The organism is Pedobacter africanus (assembly GCF_900176535.1).
In the GTDB taxonomy this organism is placed as follows: Bacteria; Bacteroidota; Bacteroidia; order Sphingobacteriales; family Sphingobacteriaceae; genus Pedobacter; species Pedobacter africanus.
This window is the reverse complement of the sequence record NZ_FWXT01000001.1, coordinates 2,218,890-2,244,290: the sequence shown is the minus strand read 5'-3', so window position 1 is coordinate 2,244,290 and position 25,401 is coordinate 2,218,890. Positions and strand designations below refer to the sequence as shown.

Here is a 25,401-nt window from a genome sequence, read left to right as displayed (position 1 = left end):
AAGAAACAGCTATGAACAAAAATATAAACCACATCAAAGCATGTCTTGTCATTATTGCAGCAGCGCTGTGTTTTGCCATGGGATGTAAAAAAGACCATTACATTGATACCGGGCTAACCAATCCAAAGTTCAATGGCAGCATCATGCAGTACCTGGAATCCAAACCCCTGCATTTTGATACCCTGGTACAGGTGATCAAACTGGCGGGAATGGAAGACGTATTCAAAAAGGAGAACATCACCTTTTTTGCACCGCCCGATCCTTCTATAGGCGCAACAGTAAAACTGCTGAATGCCTATCTCTATATCTCCGGGCGCGATACCATCAAAACACTGGACGAAGTAAAACCAAAAGTATGGAAAGAGATGCTATCTATGTACATATTTAAAGGTACCAACCGGCTGAAAGACTACCGGCAGGTAGATACGCTGGCGCTGGACACCTATTCCGGGCAGGGCTATACCTCTTATAACGACAGGCCGCTCAATATCGGTGTAATTTTTAATGATGCCGTAAACGGGCCTGCAGAAAACCGCGTAACCATCAAGTACGCGGGGTACCGCCAGTTGATGATCTCGTATATCCCGGACCTGTCAAAGCCCAAAAGTTTCTGGATCAATGCACCGGTGGCCTCATCAGATATCAATCCGGATAATGGAATTGTACATGCACTCAGGTTTACCAATCATTTCTTTGGGTTCAGCCCATTCAATTTTATAAACCTGGCAATTGAAAATGGAATTGGAAAGTAAAGGTATAGGAGATCAGAAAATGCAGATTAACATCAATAAGAAAAATCAAAACAGAAATACCAGGATATGGTACCTGCTGTGCCTGGCGAGCATGATGGCATTTGGCCTGTCCTGTAAAAAAGCAACAGACCTGCAGGCCGATCCCTATGCGGGGGGAAAGGAGCCGCTGGGCGTAAGGTTCTCCAATGAATTACCCAAACCTGCCAGCGGCAACAGTGGGGCTGAGGTCGTATATCAGATCTCGGGACTGCTGCCCTATAAGGATAAGCTGAAGTTTTATATGAACCAAACTGAAGCCAGCATACTTGAGATTACCGATAAAAGTGTGAAAGTAAAAGTACCTGCGGGTGCAAGTTCCGGTGGGGCAACGATTGTGATAGATGGGCAGATCTTTTTCGGCCCAGAGTTTACCGTTTCGGGCAAGGCAGGTATAGATCCCACCTTTAAGGCTGCTATAGGTGCCAATTCCATGATCAGCCAGATCCTGCGCCTCCCAAACGGCAACTTTATGCTGGTAGGCAGCTTTACGGATTTTGAAAAAAATGCATCGGCAAAACAACCCATTAATGGAATTGCTTTAACCTCTTCTGATGGACAGTACCTGCCTTCACTGGCTACAGGGGCAGGGCCCAATGGTTCGTTAACCAGTGTGCTGCGGCTAAGCAACGGACAATACATGGTAGGGGGAGTGTTCAACAGTTACAACAAACGCAAAAGCATTGGCAACATTACCCGCTTAAATACCAACGGTTCTCTGGATTCGGCTATTGTTGAAGTAGTTAACCTGACCCCGCTGATCCCAAAGAACAGCTTTGATACGGTCGCTGCATTTAATGGCGCAGTGGCAGGTGGGGTAAGTAAACTTTTCAGTTACAGCAATAAAACCATTGTTATAGGCGGCTTTACAAACTACTATGAGCATTTTTATGAGCGATCTACGCGCGACAATAAAGTGTTGGGCTATACCCAGATGTACAATCTGTTGCGCTTGAATGCCGATGGTAAACTGGACCAGACCTACAATTTCAACGCTGCCACAGGTACCAGTTATGAGCGCCCGAACGGGGACATTATAGATGCTTATATGCAGGATGATGGAAAGGTGATCATTGTTGGTAGTTTTACCCGTTTCCAGGGCAAAGCGGCCAACTACATTACCCGTGTAGACAACAATGGTATCATTGACCCTACATTCCAGGTAGGAACAGGGGCCGATGGCAGTATCTCTGCCATCCGCTACAATGCTGTTACCGAAAAGTTTATGGTTTCAGGTTCTTTTAAAAACTTTAATGGCAAACCGGCCAATGGAGTGGTCATGCTCAATAAGGACGGCTCTTTGAACGAAGGTTTTAAACCAGGGACCATTGAAGGCGGAGGGGTGAGTTTCTCTGCTCAGCTTTCCAGTGGTTTGATCATTGTGAGCGGATCATTTGAAAAATACAATGGCGTGGTACGGCAGGGCTTTATGATCCTGAACCCAGACGGTAGCCTGGCACAGGGCTACAACAACACAGGCCTGTTCGTTGGCTTCCTCAATGATATTTATGAGACCACTTCCCCGCTGGGCTTTCCTGCGGTGGTCATGGTAGGATACATCTCCAAATTCGACAATAAAACAGTAGGAAATATAGTACGGTTCATTTTACGTCCATAACCATAAACAAGCAATGAAAATACATAGGTTATATCAAAAATATCAATCAGGACTTAAAATGTTCCTGATGGGAATGGGACTGCTTACCATGCTTTCCTGCAACAAGGATTTTGACAACAGGCTCGACCTGACTTTAAAGCCCGACAGTCTTGCGGGATATAAAGCACCCAAAATACTTTACATCATTGTGGATGGTGCCAGGGGTACGGTGATCAACACCATACAGGCGCCTAACTTAACTGCCATCAGCGAAAATGCCCTGCAAACTTTTAATGGGGTGAGCGATGAGAATGGCCTGTCTGCAACCTCCTGGGCTGATATGCTGACAGGTTTCAATAAGATAAAACATAAGGTAACCAAAGCCGATTTCAGCGGGAATAATCTGACGAATTATCCCATGTTCTTTAAACAGCTGAAACAAAATAATGCTGCCCTGCGCACTGTGGCCTTCTCTTCTACACCTGCATTTAGCCAGAACCTGGTGAGCAATGCCGATGTAAACCAGAATTTTAGCAATGATGACGTCGCGGTAAAAAATGCGCTGGTCAATGAGTTGAAAAATGTCAGGGCAGATGTTGTTCTGGCCGAATTCAACAGTGTAGACCGGGCCGGACAACAATATGGCTATGATGGTAGCGTGGCTCAATACAGCGGTGCCATACTGAATGTGGATACCTACATCGGCGAAGCTATCAATACCTTAAAGCAACGGCCGGACTATGAAAAAGAAAACTGGCTGGTGATCGTGGCTTCTAATCAGGGAGGGAATTTTCCTGTACCTCCTGCACAAAACGATGGTACGCTGTTCAGCAAACCGCTGCTGAATAGTTTTGCCATCCTTTACAATCCGAGGTTCTCTTTCCAGTACTATGCGAGGCCAAATACAATGGAACTGCCTTTTGAAGAAAAAGGAGTTGTGTTGCATGGTGATACCATAGCCCGTATGCCTGCGGCCAAAGCTGCAGCCTACAACTTTGGTACGACCGGAGAATTTACTGTTGAGTTTAAATTAAAGGTACTGCGTTTTCCTTACCTGATGGACAAATCAACACCAACCAACCGCTCAGGAAATGCACCTATTCTGTTTAAAAGTGCAAGCCCTGCAAATTCAAGCACAGGCTGGTGGGTGATCCACTCGGGTGTAGATGGGAACTGGCGTTTAGGCGGGCTGCCTGCGTCGATTATGGTTTCCAATCAGCCGCCACTAAAGCTCAACGAATGGTATACTCTGGGCTTCAAGATCTACAATCAGAACAGCAAGCGTTGGGTAATGATTTACCAGGACGGTGTAAAAGCTTATCCTAACCCGGTTGACATTACCAACAGGAATGTGAACAACAATGAAGACCTGGTAGCTGGTTTCCGCTCTGGTTTCGGTAACACAACAGAACAGATCATTGCTGATATTCAGATTTATAATACAGCTATTCCTGACGAGTTTATTGCTGCCAATGCCTGTAAAACAGCGGTTAAAAGCAGTAATCCTTACTACAACAACCTGATTGGTTACTGGCCGGCCACAGATGGTGTACGTGGTATCTTTCAGGATAAAAGCCCTTCGAAGAATGACTTCGCCCTCGAAAAAAGTTATGCATGGGTGCCTTTTAGCGACTATTCCCCTAAGCTGTGTGTAGACCTTGCTGATGACATTTACACCCGTATTCCTAACGGGATCGATATTCCAAGCTTCATTTATGCCTGGATGAATGTCAAGACCATTAACCTCGGGCTGGATGGCAAAACCTGGATCCCGGTATATAAAGATGTTAAACCTTAAAACGCAGGAACAATGAGAAAGATAAATTTACTGAACTGCATGACCCTGCTGGTCCTGCTTAGCGGTATGATCGGCTGCACCAAGAACTACGGTCTTCATCATCCTGATGGCACAACTGATGGAAACCACCCTGTGGATACTTTCGATCTTGTGCTGGATACTTCAAGAAGTAAAATAGACAAATCGCAGTTCAATGCTGCAAGGGCATTTCCCGGGCTGGTAGATATTGCCGAGCCCCGGCTCAGCGGCTATAAGGTTACACTTGATCTCGACTACGTCCAGGTAAAGTCAAGTGACTTAAGGATCAGTGTAGCTCCCGGTGGTTACTTCAGTACCGGCTTGTATGCACCTGCTGGTGAACTCATCATCATTAATTTACCTTCCGATACCTACGGATTGCAGGTACAGGTAGGCGCCCATAACGATAACCTTACCGGTAAAGATCCACTTCAGCGTGCACCCATCATTTATACAAGGGTGCAGCTTTTTCCGGGTACCAATTATGTGCGTAACCTGTATGGAGGTACCATCTGGATTATCCCGTCCAGATCGATGGGCCGCAAAGTAGAGCTGAAGTTTACCGGAGCAGTAAAATCGCCTGATTTTGTGCTTGGTGAAACCACCGATGCTGAGTGGAAAGCCATGATCGCCAAAACTACCGTGCCCTGGTTTGAGTTGCGGGGCAAAAGGATCATTTTTACTTTACCAACCAATAAACTGGCGAAATTCCCTATTGCCAGTCCTACTGCACTCATGACTGCCTGGGATGATGAAATCCTGCATAGCTATTGGGAATGGTATGGCTTATCCGAAACTACTACAGATGTGCGTAACAGAAACCCAACATTACCATGGCGCGATGTGCACGATATCCAACCTTCAGTTGGTGCCCAGCACTCGGGTTACCCGGTGGTGGCCATGGCCACCGATGCTTATTTTAAGCAGGCCGTTTCCATTGACCAGGTGGTAGGCGCAAACTGGGGTACTTACCATGAACTGGGGCACAACATGCAAATGGGGAATTCCTGGAGCTGGTCTGAACTGGGTGAGGTATCCAATAACCTTTTCTCTTTTAAAATTACCAACCGTCATGGTTATAAACATACCAAGTACAGGGAGATCATGCCTGGGGTAATTGCCTTTACGACACCTGTGGATGCAAACAAAAAATTTGCATCTGCAAGTCTTGACGCCCGCATGGGGATTTTTGTCCAGGTCTTTGAAAGATATGGGTTCGACTTTATGACCTACCTGTGTACCCAGGCCCGTATGGCCCGCTTTGGTGCCAACAACGAACAGGATAAGGTCGACTTCTTCTACGAAAGGCTATCGGAGTTTACCAAGAAGGACATGGAACCTTTTATGAAACAATGGGGATTGTATGTGAGCAGTGTTTCCAAAAACAAGATAGCAGCCCAATACCCGCTTTTAACAGAACAGGTATGGCTGTTTGATCCGACTAAATAACCATTGGCTGATTATCCATTAAGAAACAGATAAATGAAATATATTAAATCTTATCCGGCAGCAGGACAGCTAAAGCTTATGCTTGCCGCCTTTGTGATGGCGCTGCTGTGCCTGCAGGGCTGTAAAAAATATTTTGATCCGCCTTTTGTAAACGAAGAACAGCAGCAGATCATTAAAAAACAGAGAAAAGTGTTATTGGTGGTGATTGATGGTGCTACCGGTACCGATATCAAAACCATTGCGCCACCAAAAATAACCGCCATGTTGGCCAACAGCAAATATTCATGGGATGCGCTGGCCGATTTTATTCCCAGCGATGCGGGAACATGGAAGAACATCATGACTGGAGTTGGGGTAGGTAAACATGGCATCGAAGACGATACTTTTGAAGTGCCGAGCGGGGGCGATGGCCATGAGCACGACGCCACTACTTCCTATCCTACATTGATCGAAAGGCTGCAGGCTTCGGGTAAAATCAGGCGTTCGGCCGGAATTACGACCTGGGCACCCCTGAACAACAAGATGTTTGTTTATGCCGACTACCCGATAAAAGTAGCGACTGATGCTGAAGTTAAAGATTCGGCACTGGTGAAACTGAAGGGGCTGAGTAATGACCTGGTTATTGTAAACTTCGGCGATGTGCTTAAGGCTGGTACCACTTTTGGTTTCTCTCCAAATGTTCCGCAGTACAAAGAAGCTGTCCTGAAAACAGATGGTTATATCGGTGAAATGCTGGATGCCATTAAAGGTAGAAAAACCTATGCTGCCGAAGAGTGGCTGGTTATTGTGACCTCCAACCACGGGGGCACAGGAACGGGCTATGGCGAAATTTCCAACAGGACACGTGACAGGAACATCTTTAGCCTGTACTATTCGGCCAATTTTAAAGGAAAGGAAATTGTGCCCCCAGTGGCGATTGATGGGGTGAAGTTTACTGAAGGTGCGATAACGGCAAAGCTTGCAGGAACTAACGCCGACCTGTATAATCTGGGTTCAACCGGCAGTTATACAATAGAGTTCAGATTGAGGATATATGCCTTTGGAACACAGAATTCAACCATCTTTTTTAAGTCCAATAGTCCGGCCAACTCCAACCCGGGATGGTGGTTCATCCATAACGGCTCCAACGGTACCTGGAGGTTTGTAGTAAGAAGGGGACCCACAGGAGGGGCCAATAAAACACTTACTTCGGCCGATCTGGGTGCTGCGGCACCACCTAAGATGGTAACCGATAAATGGTATACCCTGGCAGCAAAAATTTATATGGAGGGCACCAAACGTATGATGATCATTTATCAGGATGGTGTAAAGGCTTCTGCACCAATGGATATCACCGGCGAAGATATTGTTTCGCCAGCAGAACTTTTTGCAGGATGGAAATCTGGTTTCGGGAACAATACCAATCAATCAGTATCCAATATCCGGATATGGAATACGGCCCTTCCCGACAGCAAAATTCTGGAAGATGCCTGTGCTGATGGTGTAAGTCCAACAGATGCCTACTACAATAACCTGATCGGTTACTGGCCATGTAACGATGGGTTGGCAGAATTTGTAAACTACAGCCCGCAGGCAAAGGGTAAAGATTTGATACTGACCGGAAATTATGTCTGGGATTTTCTGGAAAAACCGGTTTGTGCCACTGCACCAAGTCCTATTTTGCCTGGACAGTTTGCACTGCGCAATACCGATATTACTTCACAAATCTTCTACTGGTTTGGTGTAACCATTGATGCCAAATGGAAACTGGATGGCCAGGTGTTCCTGTCAAGTTTTGAATCTGAATTTATTAAATAGCCGATATGAAATATCTGAATAAAATTCTCCCGTTCCTCCTGCTGTTGCTTTCTATGGCTGCCTGCAAAAAGCTGACCACCGATGCTTTCAGGGAACATGATATAGCAAGGGCCCCTTTGGGCATTACCGTAATCAATGATGACGACCAATTACCTGCACAGGGCGTAAGGGTGATCATCAGCCGTAAAATTTCGCCAAAAGGAGACTTTTTAAAGGTAGATACCATCCGGACCGATCGGAAAGGCCAGGCCAGTTTTGATTATCCATACCCCAATATCTTTAAAATTGAAGTAGATACGGCTTTCTACCACAAGGCTGAGCAGGTGTTGGAGTTCATAGACAGCAAGGGGGCACAGGTTGTTCTGCATTCCAGTCCGAAGTTTGGTATGGGGCCGCTTGATATAGCAGTTACCGACAGCAAAACTGCACAGCCACTTTCCGGTATCTCCGTTTCTATCAGTAGAAAGGCATCCGGGCAGGAAGTATGGGGCAGCGCAGAAACGGAAAATGTAGACAACGCTGGTAAATTGCTGGTTTCGCTGCCTTATCCGAATGAAGTGCGGGTTGCCATTGCCGATACGATGACTTATTTCCCGGATACGGCATTGGTATCACTTACCAGTATCAAAGGGGCTGCGGCCAAATTGAAAACAGAAATGAAACCAATAGCCATGGAAGTCAATCTGTATTGTGCCGAATATGGTGCTGCCAATAAGAGGGCGGCCTTTGGTACCCAGGTAAAGATCAGCTACCGCAAAAGAGGCGAAACAACGTTTACTGATTTTCTTACAGATGTAATTGCAGCCAATGGAAAACTGAAACTGAACATCCAGAATGCCGAAGAGTTCAGGCTGGCAGTGACGGGAGATCAGATCTATGCCGACAAAACTATGAATGTCACCAACCCGGGTACCCGTCTGGTAAGTGTAGATTTCCCAATCAGTTTACGTGCTGCCAAATATCCGGAGCCCGTGCTGACCAATTTGCAGGTAGGGACTTTGGAGCTGAACAATGAACTCAGCGTGAACAAGCCCCAGGATATTGTAACAGACAAGTTTGGCAATCGTTACATTACCGAGGGCAGTGGCAACCGGATATTGCGGGTAGACCGTTTTGGAAATACCACCGTACTGGCGGGTAACGGTACGGCAGGAACAGTTGACGGTGCCGGGGCTTCCGCTCAGTTTAATGCACCATGGGGCATTACTATTGATGCCAGTGGAAATCTATATGTTACAGACAACGCCGCTTCGGGAGGTAACAAAATACGCAAAATTACTTTAAACGATACTTACGTTGCTGCGGTGAGCACCATCGCTGGCAGTGGGGCCGCAAGCTCGCTTGATGGTGCTGGTGTTGCTGCTACCTTTAACAGGCCTGCGGGCATTTGTTATGACCAGGCTCGCAATTGCCTGTATACGGTGGAGTGGAGCGGGCACCGCCTGCGGAAGATCGACCTGGCCAATAACCAGGTTACCACTCTTGCAGGTTCTACCAGCGGAATGGCCGCAGGTGTTGGGACAGCCGCAAAATTCCAGATCCCATGGGGAGTAAGGATGAGCGCCGATGGTAATTTTGTATATGTGGCCAGCTGGAACGGTAATGGTATTAGTAAAGTGCGCCTGTCTGATAACAATGTTACAATACTGGGTATGGGCAAAACAAACATGTCCTCGCCAAGAGGCTTGTACGTTAGCCCGGCTAATAAGGTATTTATTGCCAATACGGGTGGGCATTACATCTCTAAAATATTGGCCGAAGCCGATGGAAATGCCACTACTTTCGAAAAACTTACCGGAGGTACAACTGCAGGGTATGTAGATGGAACAGCTGCTGCTGCAAGGTTTGCAGGGCCTGTTGGTATTACCTACGATCCTTATACTGGTATATTTTACATTGCTGATGGTGATGGTGTAAATCAAAAAATAAGGACTATGAAATCAGCAGATGTTCCTTAAATCAAATCATGAACATAAAATCTTAATTATCAAGGCAGGCGTGTACTTACATGCCTGCTAAATTCTGTAACCAATGGAAGCTTATCAATGGTATATTGTTGTATTAACTTTTCTGGACGTCTTACTTGTCTTGGGTTTGATTGTTCTGGATAAGGCAGATAACACAAAAGAGAGATTTTAAATTAAAAAGGGCGTTTTTTCATGATTTTTCTACCCAAACGTTTAGAATATTCATCTTTTTTAAACGAATAATCATCCAGATTTGAGTAGTTCAACCACATATATCTTAAGACCTGCAGGGGGCATGTTAAAGATTAAAGCTTAACCAGCTTAAACGATGTAAAGTTGACAGGACAAACAAACCTAAACTAAACGGTATGAAAAAAAATGTACTCAATGAACTTAACCGTTCAAAATCTCGCTGGGGATTCCCGGTGCTGATCCTGTTGCTGGGCATCTTGCCGTGCAACATAACATTGGCGAGAGCTTCTTCCAGGGTAGTAGTAATGCTGAAACCCGTTTTGCAGGAAACTGTCAGAGGAACAGTTAAAGATGAAGATGGATTGCCGATACCTGGAGTCAGTATCCTGGAAAAGGGAACTAAAAACGGAACCAGTACAAATGCAAGTGGTGAGTTCTCAATAGTCGTTAAAGATCGTACAGCTACATTAATTGTAAGTAGCGTTGGCTTTGTACAGCAAGAAGTAACCATTAGTAGTAAAAACCTTAGCATCACATTGCAAAGCGATAAGAAGGCACTTGAAGAAGTTGTTGTTGTAGGATATGGTGTTCAGAAGAAAGCCAATCTAACAGGCGCTGTAAGCCAGATCGATTCAAAAATGCTTGAGAACAGGCCTACTTCAAGTTTAGGCCAGGCGCTTCAAGGCTTGATGCCAAACTTTAATGTAAACATTTCAAACGGAAGCCCTAACACGTCGGCAAGTTACAACGTAAGGGGTGGAACGTCTTTTTTTAAGGATGCCAATGATGGCAATAAGATCAAATTTCAAAGCGGGCAACCTTTTATTCTTGTGGACGGTATAGAAATGGATCCATCACTACTAAATCCTGAAGATATTGAGTCTGTAACCTTGTTAAAAGATGCTGCTTCCGCTGCGATTTATGGAGCAAGGGGCGCTTTTGGAGTGCTTTTGATCAAAACCAAATCAGGTAAAAAGGGTAAGTCTAATGTTACCTATTCTAATTCTTTCCAGTGGAGTTCACCCACAGCAGTACCTGATCTGCTGAACGCCTATGATATCCAGGATGCCATTCTTAAAGCAGCAGCATTAGAAAATGTCTCGGCAGGATCAAACGAAATATTGAAGCTGCAGAAGATAAAGGAATATATGGATGACCCGGTTAACAATGAGCCTTATTATTTTGCAGATCCTACAAAAAATACTAATGATATCATATGGAGGGGCAACGTAAACCTATATGATGAGGCATTGCTGAAAAACTCGCCTATGCAGAAGCATAACCTCACCATATCGGGCGGATCAGAAAAAATAGCTTACTATGGCTCTTTCGGTTTTCAGGACCAGGACGGATTGTATAAAATCAATACCGATAATTTAAAACGCTATAATTCGCTTTTAAACGTAAATGCACAGGTAAACGACTGGTTTAAAATAGATTTCAGGACTGCCTATAATAATTCTACTTATCATGAGCCTGTAAGCCCTTCGGGTAAGGGAGGCTGGTGGACGGCCATGTCTCAGGAACCTTCGCGTAACGTAAGCATGCCAATATATGTACCGGCATCTTTAAATGTGAAGGCAAAATATACCGACAACATCCTGTCGTTTATGGATTATGGTTCGTCTAATACCGAAAATAAATCCAATATATTGTTGTCGGCCTCGCCAATTTTTACGCTTACAAAAAACTGGTCTTTAAAAGGCGACCTGTCGTACCTAAACAATGGAATGATCCAGAAAACCATTGTGCCACTGCTGGAAAGGTTGGAAAATACAAGAAATTCTACAACTACTGTTCATACCAATCCCGACTACATTTCGCGGTACAACTTTAATTCCAATAAATACACCATCAACGTGTATACAGATTACACCAAAACCTTTGGGGGAAAGCATAATTTTCAAGGGTTGCTTGGCTATAACCAGGAATGGTATACAGACCAGGACCTGACAGCGCGGCGCAATAACATCAACAACAATGTGCCAACGCTTGGACAGGCACAGGGCGAGCGTACTGTAGGTGACAGTGAATCGCATTGGGCAGTGCAAGGGGTATTCTATCGACTCAACTACAATTATGAAGGCAAGTATTTATTTGAATCCAACGGACGTTACGACGGAACATCAAAATTCCCGTCCGATACACGTTTTAAATTCTTCCCATCCTTTTCTGCCGGATGGCGTATAACGGAAGAACCTTTTGCAAAAGGTATAAAGTCTGTTGTAAACGACTTGAAATTAAGGGCTTCCTATGGCAGCTTGGGTAACCAGAACGTAAGGAATTACCTGTATATCTCCAATTATGGAACGACGTCGCAGATTAACTACCTACTGGGCGGATTAAGGCCGGTAGGTGTTACACCTCCTTTGTTGATTGATCCGAGTTTAACCTGGGAAACCGCAACAACTATTGATTTTGGGTTTGACCTGACCGTGCTGAAAAAACTGGAGATCAATTTTGACTGGTACAGAAGAAGAACTACAGATATTCTTACTGACGGCTTAAAATTCCCTGCGGTACTTGGTGCTGCATCACCGCAGGTCAATTCAGGCACCATTGACACCAGGGGCTGGGAATTGATCGTGAAATATAGTAACAATACCGCATTTGGTTTGAATTACGATTTTGCCTTTACCCTGGGAGATTATCAGTCTAAAGTAGTGAAATTTGACAACAACCCTGCTAATAGGATAGGTGATGATATTTTGTACGAAGGGCAGAAAATGGGCGAGATATGGGGTTATGAAACCTACGGCATTTTTCAATCGGCCGATGAAATTACCACAGCACCAACGCAAAAGCTTATAGCTGCACAGGCTTCCTGGTTCCCAGGGGATGTAAGGTATAAAGACATCAATGGCGATAATGAAATCACATTCGGGAATAATACGCTTGGTAATACAGGCGACAGAAAAATAATAGGGAACAATACCCCTCGCTACCAATTTGGTCTGAATACGAACTTAAGTTACAAAGGGTTCGATCTGAATATGTTTGTACAGGGTGTAGGGAAAAGAGACCTATGGATAGGTAATAACCTGTATTGGGGCGCAGGGACAACCGGTACTTATGAGACTTACAATAACTCATGGACACCTGACCGGGCCAATGCTTTTTACCCTGCGTATAAGAATGCAGCCAGAAACAGGCAGGTCCAAACCAGGTATCTCGAAAATGGAGCTTACCTGCGTATGAAGAACCTGGCGCTGGGGTATACCTTACCTAAAAATTTAACCGACAGGATTAGCCTGCAAAGAGTAAGGATCTCAGCGTCCGCCTATAATCTGTTCGAATTTAAAAGTGTTCCTAAAACATTTGACCCTGAACTGGTTGGTATGAATTATCCAATCATCAGGTCCTTTGCGTTGGGTATACAGGCCACATTTTAAATTGATCGACAACTTTAAAACTCAAATCATAAAGAGATGAAAAAGCATATCAAAATATTTATACTGGGAATAGTATCAGGTTTACTGTTGCTGGGCTGTAAAAAAGATTTTTTAGACAGATATCCACTTGACAATATTGTAGACCAGAATTTCTGGAAAACGGAAAACGATTTAAAGCTGTATGCCAACAGCCTTTACCCAACTTATATTGTTGGTTTCGGAACCGATTTTGCCGATGGAACAGTGCAGCCCTGGGGCGTAAATGTGAATACCCTGGTTTATGGGGATGTAATTACAGATAATGCGGCACCCCTTACTTATTCGAAGGTTGGAACAGATGAGTATATCTCACATCTTTCGGGAACAAATGAATCGGGTGGCTGGAATTTTACAGGCATAAAACAGCTTAATTTTTTTCTGGACAATTATAAACGCGCGGATATTCCTGAGGCCACTTCAAATATTTATCTTGGAGAGATCCTGTTTTTTAAAGCATGGGATTATTTTAATAAGGTGAAATTATTTGGAGATGTGCCATGGTTAACACATTCCTTAAATGTAAACTCCCCAGAATTGTACGAGGCCAGAACGCCGCGTGCGGCAGTTATGGATTCTGTAGTAATGATACTGAACAAGGCCATTACCTGTTTACCTGCCAAAGGTTCGGAAGAAAGCAACCGCATCAACAAAGACATGGCACAATTCCTGAAATCGAGAATTGGACTTTTTGAAGGTACGTTCAGGAAATACCACCCAGAGCTTGGATTGGATGCGAACAAGTTCCTCAAATATTCTACTGAGGCCTCGGAAGCACTGCTTAATAAATACAGCCTGGTACAGGGAAACGCTGGAACTGTTTACAATAACCTTTTTGCTACAGAATCGTACCGCGGCAATACTGAGGTCATTTTATGGAGGGAGTACTCTGCGGCACTTACCTATGGGGCCGCCTTCAGCCGTTATTTTGCACAAAATTTGCGGCACCAGTTTGGTGCCACCCGCAATCTGGTAGATGAGTATCTATGTACAGATGGTAAACCGATTTCATCAAGTCCGTTGTTTCAGGGCAAAACTTCAATCCAAACTGAAATGCAGAACCGAGACCCAAGATTAACGCAAACCATTGCAAATTTTGGAACTTATAACCTGGCCAGCACCACGATTCAGGGGGCCAATAATGCGCCCCTGCCAAATTTGCCGGGCATGAGCGGAAACAAATGCCCTACAGGTTACCGTTTGGCCAAATGGTTTTATAACAGCCCGGTAGATTGGGACAGGGTAACAAGCGGCCAACAGGCTGCGCCTGTATTCCGTTATGCAGAGATCCTGCTGAACTATGCAGAGGCTAAATATGAACTGGGAGAGGCTAACCAGTCGGTTATTGACCAGACCATAAATAAACTGCGCAGCAGGGTAGGCATGCCTGGGCTTACGGTTGGTGCCGAACCTACAGATACCCGTTTGGATGACATTTACAGAAATTATGCTGGAGGGGTTATCAATCCCTTACTTCGGGAGATCAGGCGTGAAAGAAGGGTGGAAATGGCTTTTGAAAACACCCGCTGGGACGATTTAATGAGATGGAAGACGGGGCGCTTTATAGATATACCCGTTGAGGGGATTAAATTTGTTCAATCACAATTTCCGGCAGTGGTGGTAAATAGGGATATTTACCTAAGCGCCGAGGGATATATTTTGCCTTATTTTAAGACATTGCCGAACGGAAGAAAATTCAATGAATCAAAGGCATACTTATTTCCAATCCCTGTTGCAGATATTCTGTTAAACAACAAACTGGTACAAAATCCAAACTGGGAAAAATAGAAACTATGAAAATAAACATAAAAACCTTCTTGTATATGTTCATCTTTACCTGCTGTGCACTCTCTGCACAGCAGGCCGATGGGCAGGAAAAGCTGCAGTTGAAACACGGCAGCCACCGCGTTGGCAAACGTACAGATGCTGTAATGGCCAAATGGCGCGGCTATGGACTGGGGCAATTCATCCACTGGGGCTTGTATGCCATCCCGGGGGGCGAGTGGAACGGTAAACAATACAATGGTGCGGCGGAATGGATCCGTTCCTGGAACGGCATCCCGAAATCTACCTACGATTCGCTTATTTACAAGTTCAATCCTGTAAACTTCAATGCTGAAGAATGGGCGGCAACGGCCAAACAGATGGGTGCTAAATATGTTACCATTACCACCAAACATCACGATGGTTTCTGCCTTTGGCCGAGTAAGTACACCAATTATACGGTGGCCAACTCTCCCTGGAAAAAGGACATTATGAAACCCCTGATTGATGCTTACGACAAACAAGGCATCGATGTGATCCTCTATTTTTCGGTGATGGACTGGAATCACCCCGGCTGGCGTTACGACATCAAAACCAAAGAAGACAGCATCGCTTTTGAAGGTTTTAAACAGTTTACCCGCAACCAGCTGCTGGAGTTACTTACCTTATACCCAACAGCTAAAGGGTTGTGGTTTGATGGTACCTGGGACAAATCCTGGGTAAAACAGGCCGCCTTTGCTGATGAGCTGGAAACCGAGATGCGCAAGCTGAGGCCTGGTCTCATTATTGGCAGCCGCTTCCGTGCTGATGAAAATGGAAAACGTCATTTTGACTCGAACGGGGTTTTAATGGGCGATTACGAACAGGGCTGGGAGCGTAAAATCCCAAATAAGATAGAAGATGTGCATGGGAACGACTGGGATTGTGTGATGACTGTTCCTGAAAATCAATGGGGTTACAACAAAGCCTGGAAAGGACACATCAAAACCACGAACGAGTTGTTGGAAATGACGGCCAAATGTGTTTCCCTGGGCGGAAATTTTGTGCTCAACTTTGGCCCGCAGGGCGATGGTGCGATAAGGAAAGAGGAAAAACAGCTTGCCGCTCAGATTGGAGACTGGATGAAAACCAACAACGAGGCCATTTACAACTGCGAATATGCCGGACTGGAAAAACAGGATTGGGGCTATTTTACTAAAAAAACGGGTTCCGATAAGCTGTATATGATTGTGTTTAATGTTCCGGTTTCAGGGGCGCTGAAGGTAAAACTACCGGCTAACACCAGCATAGGTAAATCTTATCTGCTGGCACAGCCGGCACAATTGCTGAATACTGAAGAGATCAGTGGTACAGAATATTTTATCCACCTTAAAAACACAGCAGCCGGAAAGCCATTTGTTGTGGTGCTGGAGCCTAACGCAAAAAAGGGTAGCGGCAATACATACGACAAGGCAAAAACATAAAGCAAGAAATACACACAAATAAAACATGAGAAAGTTGATACTTATTGCCGGTTTTTTACTGGTAAGCGGGATGCCATTTGCGCAGCCACCCGAAAAGAACAGAGAAAAGATGAAGAGCCTGATTGATGAACAATTCAGGTTTGCGGCTACGCAATATAAAGTGCTTGCTAAAAATGTACCTTCTCATAGGATGCCCAAAACATATTATGCCAAAACCAATAAGGTAGAAACCAGTGATACCAAATGGTGGTGCAGCGGGTTTTACCCGGGTGCGCTGCTGTATATTTACGAATACACTAAAGATCCTGACATCCTTAAAGAAGCGGAAAGCAGGCTAGCCATTCTTGAGCCTGAAAAGCATTATACCGGCAACCATGATCTGGGTTTTATGATGTACTGTAGCTTTGGAAATGCCTACCGCATTACAAAAAACGAAGCCTACAGGCCAACGATTGACACTGCTGCAGCATCTTTAATTACACGTTACCGCCCAAATGCAAAGGTCATCCAGTCCTGGAATGCGAGTAAAAAATGGCGCGGGCCCGTAATCATTGACAATATGATGAACTTGGAGCTACTGGCCTGGGTTACAGACAATGGCGGAGATAAAAAATACAAGGAAATTGCCATCAATCATGCCAATACTTCCCTTGAAAATCATTTCCGCCCCGATTACAGTTCATATCATGTGGTAGATTATGACATGAATACCGGGGCAGTACTGAAAAAAGGAACCGCCCAGGGCGCAGCCGATAGCTCGGCCTGGAGCCGCGGACAAAGCTGGGGGCTGTACGGCTATGTAATGATGTACCGCTTTACGAAGGATAAGCACTATTTGAAACAGGCCCAGCATATAGCCAGCTTTATACTAAACCATCCGAACATGCCGACAGATATGGTGCCTTATTGGGATTTTGATGTTCCCGCAACGCCAAATACCTGCAGGGATGCTTCGGCAGCTGCAGTTACCGCATCCGCTTTGCTGGAGCTTGGGCAGTATACCTCCGGTAACGACCGCAAAACCTATGTTTCGGCAGCAGAGACCATGCTGACATCCTTGTCATCTCCGGTTTATAGGGCAAAGCAAGGAGAGAACGGCGGATTTTTACTGATGCATAGCACCGGTGCCCTGCCCTTAAAATCAGAAATAGATGTACCTTTAACCTATGCCGATTATTATTACCTGGAGGCATTGTTGCGCTACAAAAACTGGTATTTATAAAAAATAACTATGGAAAGAAGAAAATTTATAGGTGCCTTATCTTTTGCCGGGATACTGGGTACACTGATACCCCAAAGAATATTGGCTGATGAAAAGCATGAACCAAGTGTCTATGCAAAAAACGATCGGGATTACTGGTATAAACTCTTGTATAAAATTGCAGGGCCGGTAGTGCATAACCTGGCCAATGGTACGCTGATTAAAAACATGCCTCTGGAAAAATCGCCTACGTTTGATTCCCGTTCACCTTCAGTTACTTATCTTGAAGCCGTAGGCCGTACCTATGCAGGTATTGCGCCCTGGCTGGCTTTACCGGATGATGAAACCAAAGAAGGTATTTTAAGAAAATCGTTTAGAAATGAGGCCATAAAAGGGCTCAATAAATGTTTTACGCCAGGTAGTGCCGACGCTTTGAATTTTTCAAAAGACCATCAGCCCATTGTAGATGCAGCCTATTTGGCGCAAGCCTTTTTAAGAGCACCTAAAGCATTGTGGGAGCCTCTGGAAGCGCAAACTAAAACCAATATCATTACTTCCTTCAAGTCGTTACGAAACCGGAAGCCTTTCAAAAGCAACTGGCTGCTTTTTGGCTCTATTACAGAAGCTTTTTTACTTACCATAGGCGAAGAGCCTGATACTGTCCGTTTAAATGAAGGACCTAAGATGTTGAACGAATGGTACAAAGGCGATGGCTGGTATGGCGACGGCCCCAATTACGCCTTCGATTATTACAACTCTTTTGTGATCCATTCTATGATGGTAGATACACTGGCAATAATGGCAGCTAAAAACCTGGTGGAACAAAAAGTGTATGATCTGGCCTTAAAACGTATGCAGCGGCATGCAGTAGGGCAGGAGCGTATGATCTCACCAGAGGGAACTTATCCGCCTATAGGGCGTTCCATCACTTACCGAACCGGTGCGTTTCAGGTGCTGGCCCAGGTGTCCCTTATGGAAAAACTGCCGGCAGGAATAAAACCGGCCCAGGTACGTTGCGCGCTCACCAAGGTAAAGCAGAACATGTACGAAACACCAGGAACTTTTGATAAAAATGGTTGGTTACAGCTGGGCTTTTGTGGGCATGAACCCGAAATTGCCGATTATTATACCTCTACAGGTAGTTTGTACATGGCTACATTATCGTTCCTGCCATTAGGGCTGCCTGCAGATCATGAGTTCTGGACAGGCGCTCCTGTAGCATGGACTGCAAAACAGGCCTGGGCCGGAAAAGGTTTTGCCAAAGATTATCATGTAGATTACTAGCACATTTGATTGGTTTTCTTGCTATGTAACTCAAATTTTACATGTGCGATGTGGTCTGCTCCAGCTGCGTAAGCAGCTGGTTTTTTATGTAGGCTAATGTTTTGAATATTAGCTTTTTATTGTCTTTTTCTTCCGAGGCTTGCCCGAACTGTGTAAAATAAAACTATAATTAATTAAACATATTTAATTGAGATTAAGCTGTATTTATCTTGATTGGCAAATTTTTTTTTACATATTTTTGATGTAGTTAAATCTAGCTCATCACTATGAAATATACGCTCTTTCCTGTTAATTCCAGTTAATGCCTGTATACGATATAAATCGTGAATACTTCTGCATGTTCAATCCCTGTTTGTTAATTAAATGAAATAAATGAAAAAAGTTTACTACTTATTGATAGTTTTTCTGGCTATGGCCGGAGCGCTTCGGGCACAGACCTCTACCGAGCAATTTGAGACAGAAAGCCATGGCTCAACCAGTTTTACCGATAATGGGGTTATATTTAATATTATTTCCCATGTTAGTGTATTTGATATCCAGGGAAACTTTCCTGGTACCGGATGGAACGGTGTGGCTAACGATAACAGATATATTGATAATTCCAATGATTCTGCTTTTCCGCCATCTTTCAGTATCAAGACAACCTCAAACCTTTTTAAGGTGAACCGGTTCTGGATGTATTTGTCTGCACTCAACTTGGACCTGAACGTTGCGGGAACGCTTACGGTTACAGGTAAATTAAGCGGTATCACCAAATTTACCCAGACCAAAACCACCGGGTTTGCTACCTCTTTAGGCTCAACAAATGGTTACACGTTGATTGATTTGACGAATCTGAACGGGCAAAATTATAGCAATATCGTTATTGATGAACTTCAAATTACCTTAGGAGGTAATTTTCGGTATGTAGGCTTTGATGCTTTCACCTGGGTAAAAGACTCCAATGTGATCCTCCCTCCAGGGCCAACGGCAAGTATTGTAGTGGCCAACAATGCATTAAAAATTGGAGAGAGCTCGCTGGTAACCATTACTTTTAACGGAGCTGTTAGCGGTTTTGACAATGCTGACCTCACGGTAGCCAATGGCACATTGAGTAATGTGAGTTCCTCAGACGGGGGCACAACCTGGACAGCGACATTCACGCCGACAGCTGGAATTACCGATCCAACCAACATAATTGCATTAAATAATGCCGGCGTTACAAATGGTAGCGGAATTGCCGGGACAGGCACAACTAATTCCAATAATTACGTTATTGACACACAGCGGCCGACAGCCACCATTGTAGTAGCGAATACCAACTTGGGTGTTGGAGGAACCTCGCTCGTTACCTTTACCTTTAGTGAAGCGGTTACTGGTTTTACCAACGCTGATCTTACAATTGCAAACGGTTCGCTGACAGCGGTGAGTTCATTAGATGGTGGGATTACCTGGACGGCTACCTTTACACCATCAGCTGGCATTACAGATGCAACCAATCTGATTACTTTAGATAACACAGGCGTGCAGGACTTAGCAGGCAATACAGGTTCAGGTATTACCAATTCCAATAATTACGGTATTGACAGCCAGCGGCCAGTTGCAACAATAGTTATTGCCGATCCTGTTTTAACTGCCGGAGAAACCACAGTCGTTACCATTACCTTCAGTGAAGCGGTTACCGGTTTTACCAACGCTGATCTTACGATTGCAAACGGTACGATGACAGCGGTGAACTCATCAGACGGGGGCATTACCTGGACGGCTATTTTTACACCAACAGCCGGTATTGCAGATGCCAGTAATCTGATTACTTTAAACAATGCCGGGATTAGCGATCTTGCCGGAAATGCCGGAACGGGTACGACCAATTCGGCTAATTACACCATTAACACGGTACGTCCTACGGCAACAATAGTTGTAGCCAATACTTCGTTGAAAATTGGAGGAACCTCAATGGTAACCATTACCTTTAATGAAGTGGTTACCGGTTTTACCAACGCCGATCTTACGATTGAAAATGGCACGCTGACTGCAGTAAGTTCATTGGACGGAGGCATCACCTGGACCGCCACCTTTACACCAACAAACGGGATTACTGATGCAAGCAACCAGATTGTATTAGATAATACGGGTGTTACAAATACTGCAGGTAATGTTGGGGCGGGCACTGCCAATTCTAATAATTACGCCATTGATACGAGACGCCCCACAGCCACTGTTATTGTAGCCAATACTGCCTTGGGTATTGGAGGAACTTCATTGGTAACCATCACCTTTAGTGAGGCTGTTGTTGGTTTTACCAATGCAGACCTTACCATTGCCAATGGTACGCTGAGCGCAGTGAGTTCATCAGACGGGGGTATTACCTGGACAGCAACCTTTACACCAGCAGCTGGAATTACGAATCCAACCAATCTGATCACTTTAGACAATACGGGTGTGCAGGATTTAGCAGGCAATGCAGGTTCGGGCACTACTGATTCTAATAATTACAGCGTTGACAGCCAGCGGCCAACGGCAACAATTGTGTTGGCAGATAATGCCTTAAGCATAGGAGAGAGTTCCCTTGTTACCTTCACCTTTAGTGAAGCAGTTACTGGTTTTGCTAACGATGATCTTACGATCTCCAATGGTACGCTGACAGATGTGAGCTCATCAGACGGTGGCGTAACCTGGACGGCAACCTTTACACCAACAGCTGGTATTAAAGATGCCAGCAATCTGATCAGCTTAAACAATACCGGGATTAGTGATCTTGCAGGCAATACCGGAATAGGCATTACCAATTCGGCTAATTACACCATTAACACGGTACGCCCTACGGCTACAATTGTTGTTGCCAATACAATTTTAAACGCTGGCGCAACCTCGCTGGTAACCATTACTTTTAGCGAAGCGGTTAGTGGTTTTAGCAATGCAGACCTTACTGTTGCCAACGGCGGCCTAAGCGTTGTAAGTTCAACGGATGGCGGCATCACCTGGACAGCAACTTTGACTCCATCTGCCAACGTTACTGATGCAACCAACCTGATTGTCTTAGACAACACGGGAGTGCAAAATGTAGCTGGCAATGCAGGTACAGGGACCACTAATTCTAACAATTATGCCATAGACACACAGCGGCCAACTGCAAGCGTTTTGGTAGCCAATGCGGTTTTACGTGCTGGGGAAACAACACCGGTTACCATTACCTTCAGTGAAGCAGTTACAGGTTTTTCGACTGCCGATCTTGGTGTTGAAAATGCTGTGGTAACTGGCCTTAGTTCATCAGATGGTGGTATTATCTGGACGGCAACTTTAACGCCGGCAGCTGGAATAGAAGATGCCAGCAACCTGATCACTTTAGACAACACAGGCATTATTGATGTAGCGGGCAATACCGGTAATGGCACTACTATTTCCAATAACTACACCATTGACACCAAGGCGCCAGGGGTTCCGACAGGGCTTGCTGCAACAGGGGGTGATGCGGAAGTTGTGCTGAACTGGACAGGCAATCCGGAAACAGATATTGCCCGGTACAGGATCTTTGCCGGTACAACTGCCGGTCCGGCAATACTGTTAACAGAAGTTGCTGCGGGAGGCACAACCTATACAAATACAGGTTTAACCAATGGTACAACTTATTATTATCGCATACAAGCCATAGACCAGGCCGGTAACATTAGTGCAATAAGTACCGATGTTGCAGCCGTACCAAAAGGTAATCAAACCATTACCTTTAATGCTATAGCAGCTAAAACCTATGGTGGTGCAGCCTTTACCCTGGGAAATGCCAATTCTTCGGCAGGGTTAGCCGTAACTTATACCGCTGCTGATCCTTCAGTGGTTTCTATCAGCGGAAATACCGCCACCATTCTGAAAGCAGGAAGCACTTTAGTTACTGCCAGTCAGCCTGGAAATGCCACGGTTAAAGCGGCTGCTAATGCTCAGCAAACCTTGATCGTTAATAAGGCGCTGTTAACCATTGCCGCGGATAACAAAGAGCGGTTTGCCGGCACAGCAAATCCTGTACTTACGGTGAGCTATTCCGGATTTGTGAACAGCGAAACCAATGCTGTATTGACCACAGTACCAACAGTAAGCACTACAGCTACCATCGGAAGCCCGGTAGGAGATTACCCGATTACGGTAAGTGGAGCAGCGGCAGCGAACTATAGTTTCAATTATGTTGCAGGTACACTTAAAGTAAAAGGAGGCGCACCAACCAACATCAGTCTGGCAGAGATAACCCTTTACGAGAACAGTGCGAGTGGTACCAATGCGGGTGCCCTGAGCAGTACTTCAGATGATCCGAGTGCCACTTTTACCTATACATTGGTTGCAGGCACAGGCGATACCGACAATGCATTATTTGCGATCAGCGGCAACAAGATCAATACTGCAGCGTCACTTAACTTTGAAAATAAAGCCAGCTATAGTGTACGCGTAAAAAGCACTACGCAATATGGCTTGAGCCTGGAAAAAGTATTGAACATAGCTTTAAGTGATTTAAATGAGATTCCTACACTGGCAGCCATTGCCGATCAGACCATCTGCTTTACTACAGCAGCGCAAACAGTAGCTTTAAGCGGCATCAGCGCGGGGCCAGAAAGCGCGCAAACCACAACATTAACAGTAAGTAGCAGTAATGCCAACCTGTTTGATGCGCTCACTGTTAGCGGAACCGGTGCTACAGGAACCTTGAACTACCGCGTTAAGGCAGGTGCCGTAGCCGGAACCGCTACAGTTACGGTAACCGTAAAAGACAATGGCGGCACGGCCAATGGCGGGGTAGATAGCTTTAGCCGCAACTTTGTAATTACTGTAAATGCGTTGCCGGTGGTATCCATCAACAGCGATAAGGGTACAAACCTAAGCAAAGGTGAAACAGCTGTACTTACGGCAATAGGAGGAACCAGCTATGTATGGGCAAATGCCAGTGGGATTATTGGTTCAACCAATGGTGCTGTGTTAACGGTAAGGCCAAGCCAGACCACCACCTATACTGTAACTGCTACCAATGTCAGCGGATGCATCCAAACTCAAAGCGTTACTATCGTAGTAAATGAAGACTTTGCAAAAATCAAGGCTGCAAACATCCTGACTCCTAATGGAGATGGATACAACGACAAATGGGTGATAGACAACATCGATTTTTATCCGAACAATGAGGTAAAGATTTTTGACAAATCTGGTCGTTTGATGTATAACAAAAGAGGTTATGATAACAGCTGGGACGGTACATTTAATGGCATAGCCCTAAATGAAGGAACCTATTATTACATTGTTGATTTTGGCGACAGAACAAGGGTATTTAAAGGTTTTATTACCATTGTTAGAAATGATTAAAGACATTATAAGAATGAAGATAACTATTAAAATACTTGTGCTGATGGCTGTAATTGCCATCAGTACTACAACCATAAAAGCGCAGTTAAACCCGCTATCGGCACAATATTATACCAACCAGTATCTCATCAATCCAGCTTTTGCTGGAGCAGGAGAGGGCCTGAAACTGAACGGTGCTTACCGCAAGCTCTGGAGCAATGTACCTGGCTCACCTTTAACGCAAAACCTTACAGCAGATTATGGTTTTGGTAAGGTAGGTCTGGGTTTAGCTGTTAACAACGAAAGTGCAGGTTTGCAGCGGCAAACCAGGGTAGTGGGCAGTTATGCGTACCACCTGAAATTAAGCGAAAACAACCATAAACTGCACTTTGGCGTTTCCCTGGGTTTCATGAGCCAAAGGCTGGAAAATGCCGACATTTATGGCAACCCGAATGATCCTATGGTGGGGCAGTACAACGACCGCAAAACTTACCTTGATGGTGATTTTGGTATAGCTTACACTTCGGATAAGCTGAACATTCAGGCTTCGGTACCCAATCTAAAAAGCGTGCTGAAAAAGGATGTGATCAAACTGGCCGATGTGGCTACCTTTTATACAGCAGTAAGCTATAAGATCAAGCTCAGCGAAGGGCCGGAAGGCATAGACATGGAGCCTAAAGTTGCCTACAGGGGAGTAAAGGGCTTTGGCAACATCTGGGATGCCGGCTCGCAGTTCAGTATTGCGGGCAAACAGGTGTTTTTACTGGCCATGTACCACAGTACAGAGAATGCAACCTTTGGTTTGGGGATGGATTTCAGAAAAAAATACCTGATCAGTGGCACTTATACCACCCAAACATCGGCTTTGAGTGGTTATACCAATGGTAGTTTTGAACTGAATTTGAGGCTGAACCTGAGTAAGTAAGGATTGGGGCTGTCTAAAAGTCGGCCCCAATTACATAAATTATTACTTGGAAATGAACTTTATATATCGTAATATTGCGATGTATAATTATGGGACTTACAAAAACAGAAATATTTACAGATGAGCAGAACCAGCTGGCAACCTGGTTAAAAGCTATGGCACACCCTGCCCGAATTGCTATTCTGCAAAGAATATTAATTTCCAATACCTGTATTTGCGGTGATCTTGTCGAAGAACTGGGCCTGGCGCAGGCCACCATTTCTCAGCATTTAAAGGAGCTGAAGAATGCAGGAATTATACAAGGAACAATAGAGGGGGTTAGCGTCTGCTATTGCATCAATCCAAAAACCTGGGAGTTGTTAGAGAGACAGTTAGGAGCATTTTTTGCCGGATATAAAGGTGGAAAGTCTTGTTGTTAACCTTTTTTTGTTTAGATCA

The 25,401-nt window shown here is 44.8% G+C and carries 14 protein-coding genes; all 14 read left to right on the top strand.

Annotated features, from left to right (window positions below; all coding sequences use genetic code 11):
• Positions 1–11: 11 nt before the first annotated feature.
• The 14 genes from B9A91_RS09315 (at position 12) to B9A91_RS09250 (ending at position 25,382) form a co-directional block, all read left to right on the top strand.
• A complete protein-coding gene (locus B9A91_RS09315; protein ID WP_235012509.1) occupies positions 12–752 on the top strand; it encodes a fasciclin domain-containing protein in 741 nt (246 codons plus the stop codon).
• Positions 736–2,406: a DUF5008 domain-containing protein gene (locus tag B9A91_RS09310; RefSeq protein ID WP_084238069.1), complete on the top strand. Its 1,671-nt coding sequence runs from the start codon at positions 736–738 to the stop codon at positions 2,404–2,406. The genes B9A91_RS09315 and B9A91_RS09310 overlap by 17 nt, the downstream gene beginning before the upstream one ends.
• A 13-nt stretch (positions 2,407–2,419) precedes the next feature.
• Complete coding sequence (locus tag B9A91_RS09305; RefSeq protein WP_084238068.1) at positions 2,420–4,183, top strand: alkaline phosphatase family protein; 1,764 nt, start codon at positions 2,420–2,422, stop codon at positions 4,181–4,183.
• Positions 4,184–4,195: 12 nt separating this feature from the next.
• A complete protein-coding gene (locus B9A91_RS09300) occupies positions 4,196–5,650 on the top strand; it encodes a M60 family metallopeptidase (protein ID WP_084238067.1) in 1,455 nt (484 codons plus the stop codon).
• A gap of 33 nt (positions 5,651–5,683) precedes the next feature.
• Positions 5,684–7,447, top strand: coding sequence for an alkaline phosphatase family protein (locus tag B9A91_RS09295; RefSeq protein WP_084238066.1), 1,764 nt, complete (start codon positions 5,684–5,686; stop codon positions 7,445–7,447).
• Positions 7,448–7,452: 5 nt separating this feature from the next.
• Positions 7,453–9,405, top strand: a complete 1,953-nt coding sequence (locus B9A91_RS09290) for an NHL repeat-containing protein (protein ID WP_084238065.1) — start codon at positions 7,453–7,455, stop codon at positions 9,403–9,405.
• A 377-nt stretch (positions 9,406–9,782) separates the two neighbouring features.
• On the top strand, positions 9,783–12,998 hold the full coding sequence (locus tag B9A91_RS09285; RefSeq protein ID WP_084238064.1) for a SusC/RagA family TonB-linked outer membrane protein: 3,216 nt from the start codon (positions 9,783–9,785) through the stop codon (positions 12,996–12,998).
• Positions 12,999–13,034: 36 nt separating this feature from the next.
• A complete protein-coding gene (locus tag B9A91_RS09280; protein WP_084238063.1) occupies positions 13,035–14,822 on the top strand; it encodes a RagB/SusD family nutrient uptake outer membrane protein in 1,788 nt (595 codons plus the stop codon).
• A 5-nt stretch (positions 14,823–14,827) separates the two neighbouring features.
• Entirely contained in the window at positions 14,828–16,261 is a 1,434-nt protein-coding gene (locus B9A91_RS09275; RefSeq protein ID WP_084238062.1) for an alpha-L-fucosidase, read from the top strand.
• A 25-nt stretch (positions 16,262–16,286) separates the two neighbouring features.
• On the top strand, positions 16,287–17,483 hold the full coding sequence (locus B9A91_RS09270; RefSeq protein WP_084238061.1) for a glycoside hydrolase family 88 protein: 1,197 nt from the start codon (positions 16,287–16,289) through the stop codon (positions 17,481–17,483).
• Between the two features lie 9 nt (positions 17,484–17,492).
• Positions 17,493–18,746: a DUF2264 domain-containing protein gene (locus B9A91_RS09265; protein WP_084238060.1), complete on the top strand. Its 1,254-nt coding sequence runs from the start codon at positions 17,493–17,495 to the stop codon at positions 18,744–18,746.
• A gap of 372 nt (positions 18,747–19,118) precedes the next feature.
• Positions 19,119–24,059: an Ig-like domain-containing protein gene (locus B9A91_RS09260; protein WP_084238059.1), complete on the top strand. Its 4,941-nt coding sequence runs from the start codon at positions 19,119–19,121 to the stop codon at positions 24,057–24,059.
• Between the two features lie 13 nt (positions 24,060–24,072).
• The gene (locus B9A91_RS09255; protein WP_084239650.1) at positions 24,073–24,963 is read left to right on the top strand and encodes a PorP/SprF family type IX secretion system membrane protein; all 891 of its coding nucleotides are present in this window, start codon (positions 24,073–24,075) and stop codon (positions 24,961–24,963) included.
• A gap of 89 nt (positions 24,964–25,052) precedes the next feature.
• Positions 25,053–25,382 carry an ArsR/SmtB family transcription factor gene (locus tag B9A91_RS09250; RefSeq protein WP_084238058.1) on the top strand — a complete coding sequence of 110 codons (330 nt, stop codon included), beginning with the start codon at positions 25,053–25,055 and terminating at the stop codon, positions 25,380–25,382.
• Positions 25,383–25,401: the final 19 nt, after the last annotated feature.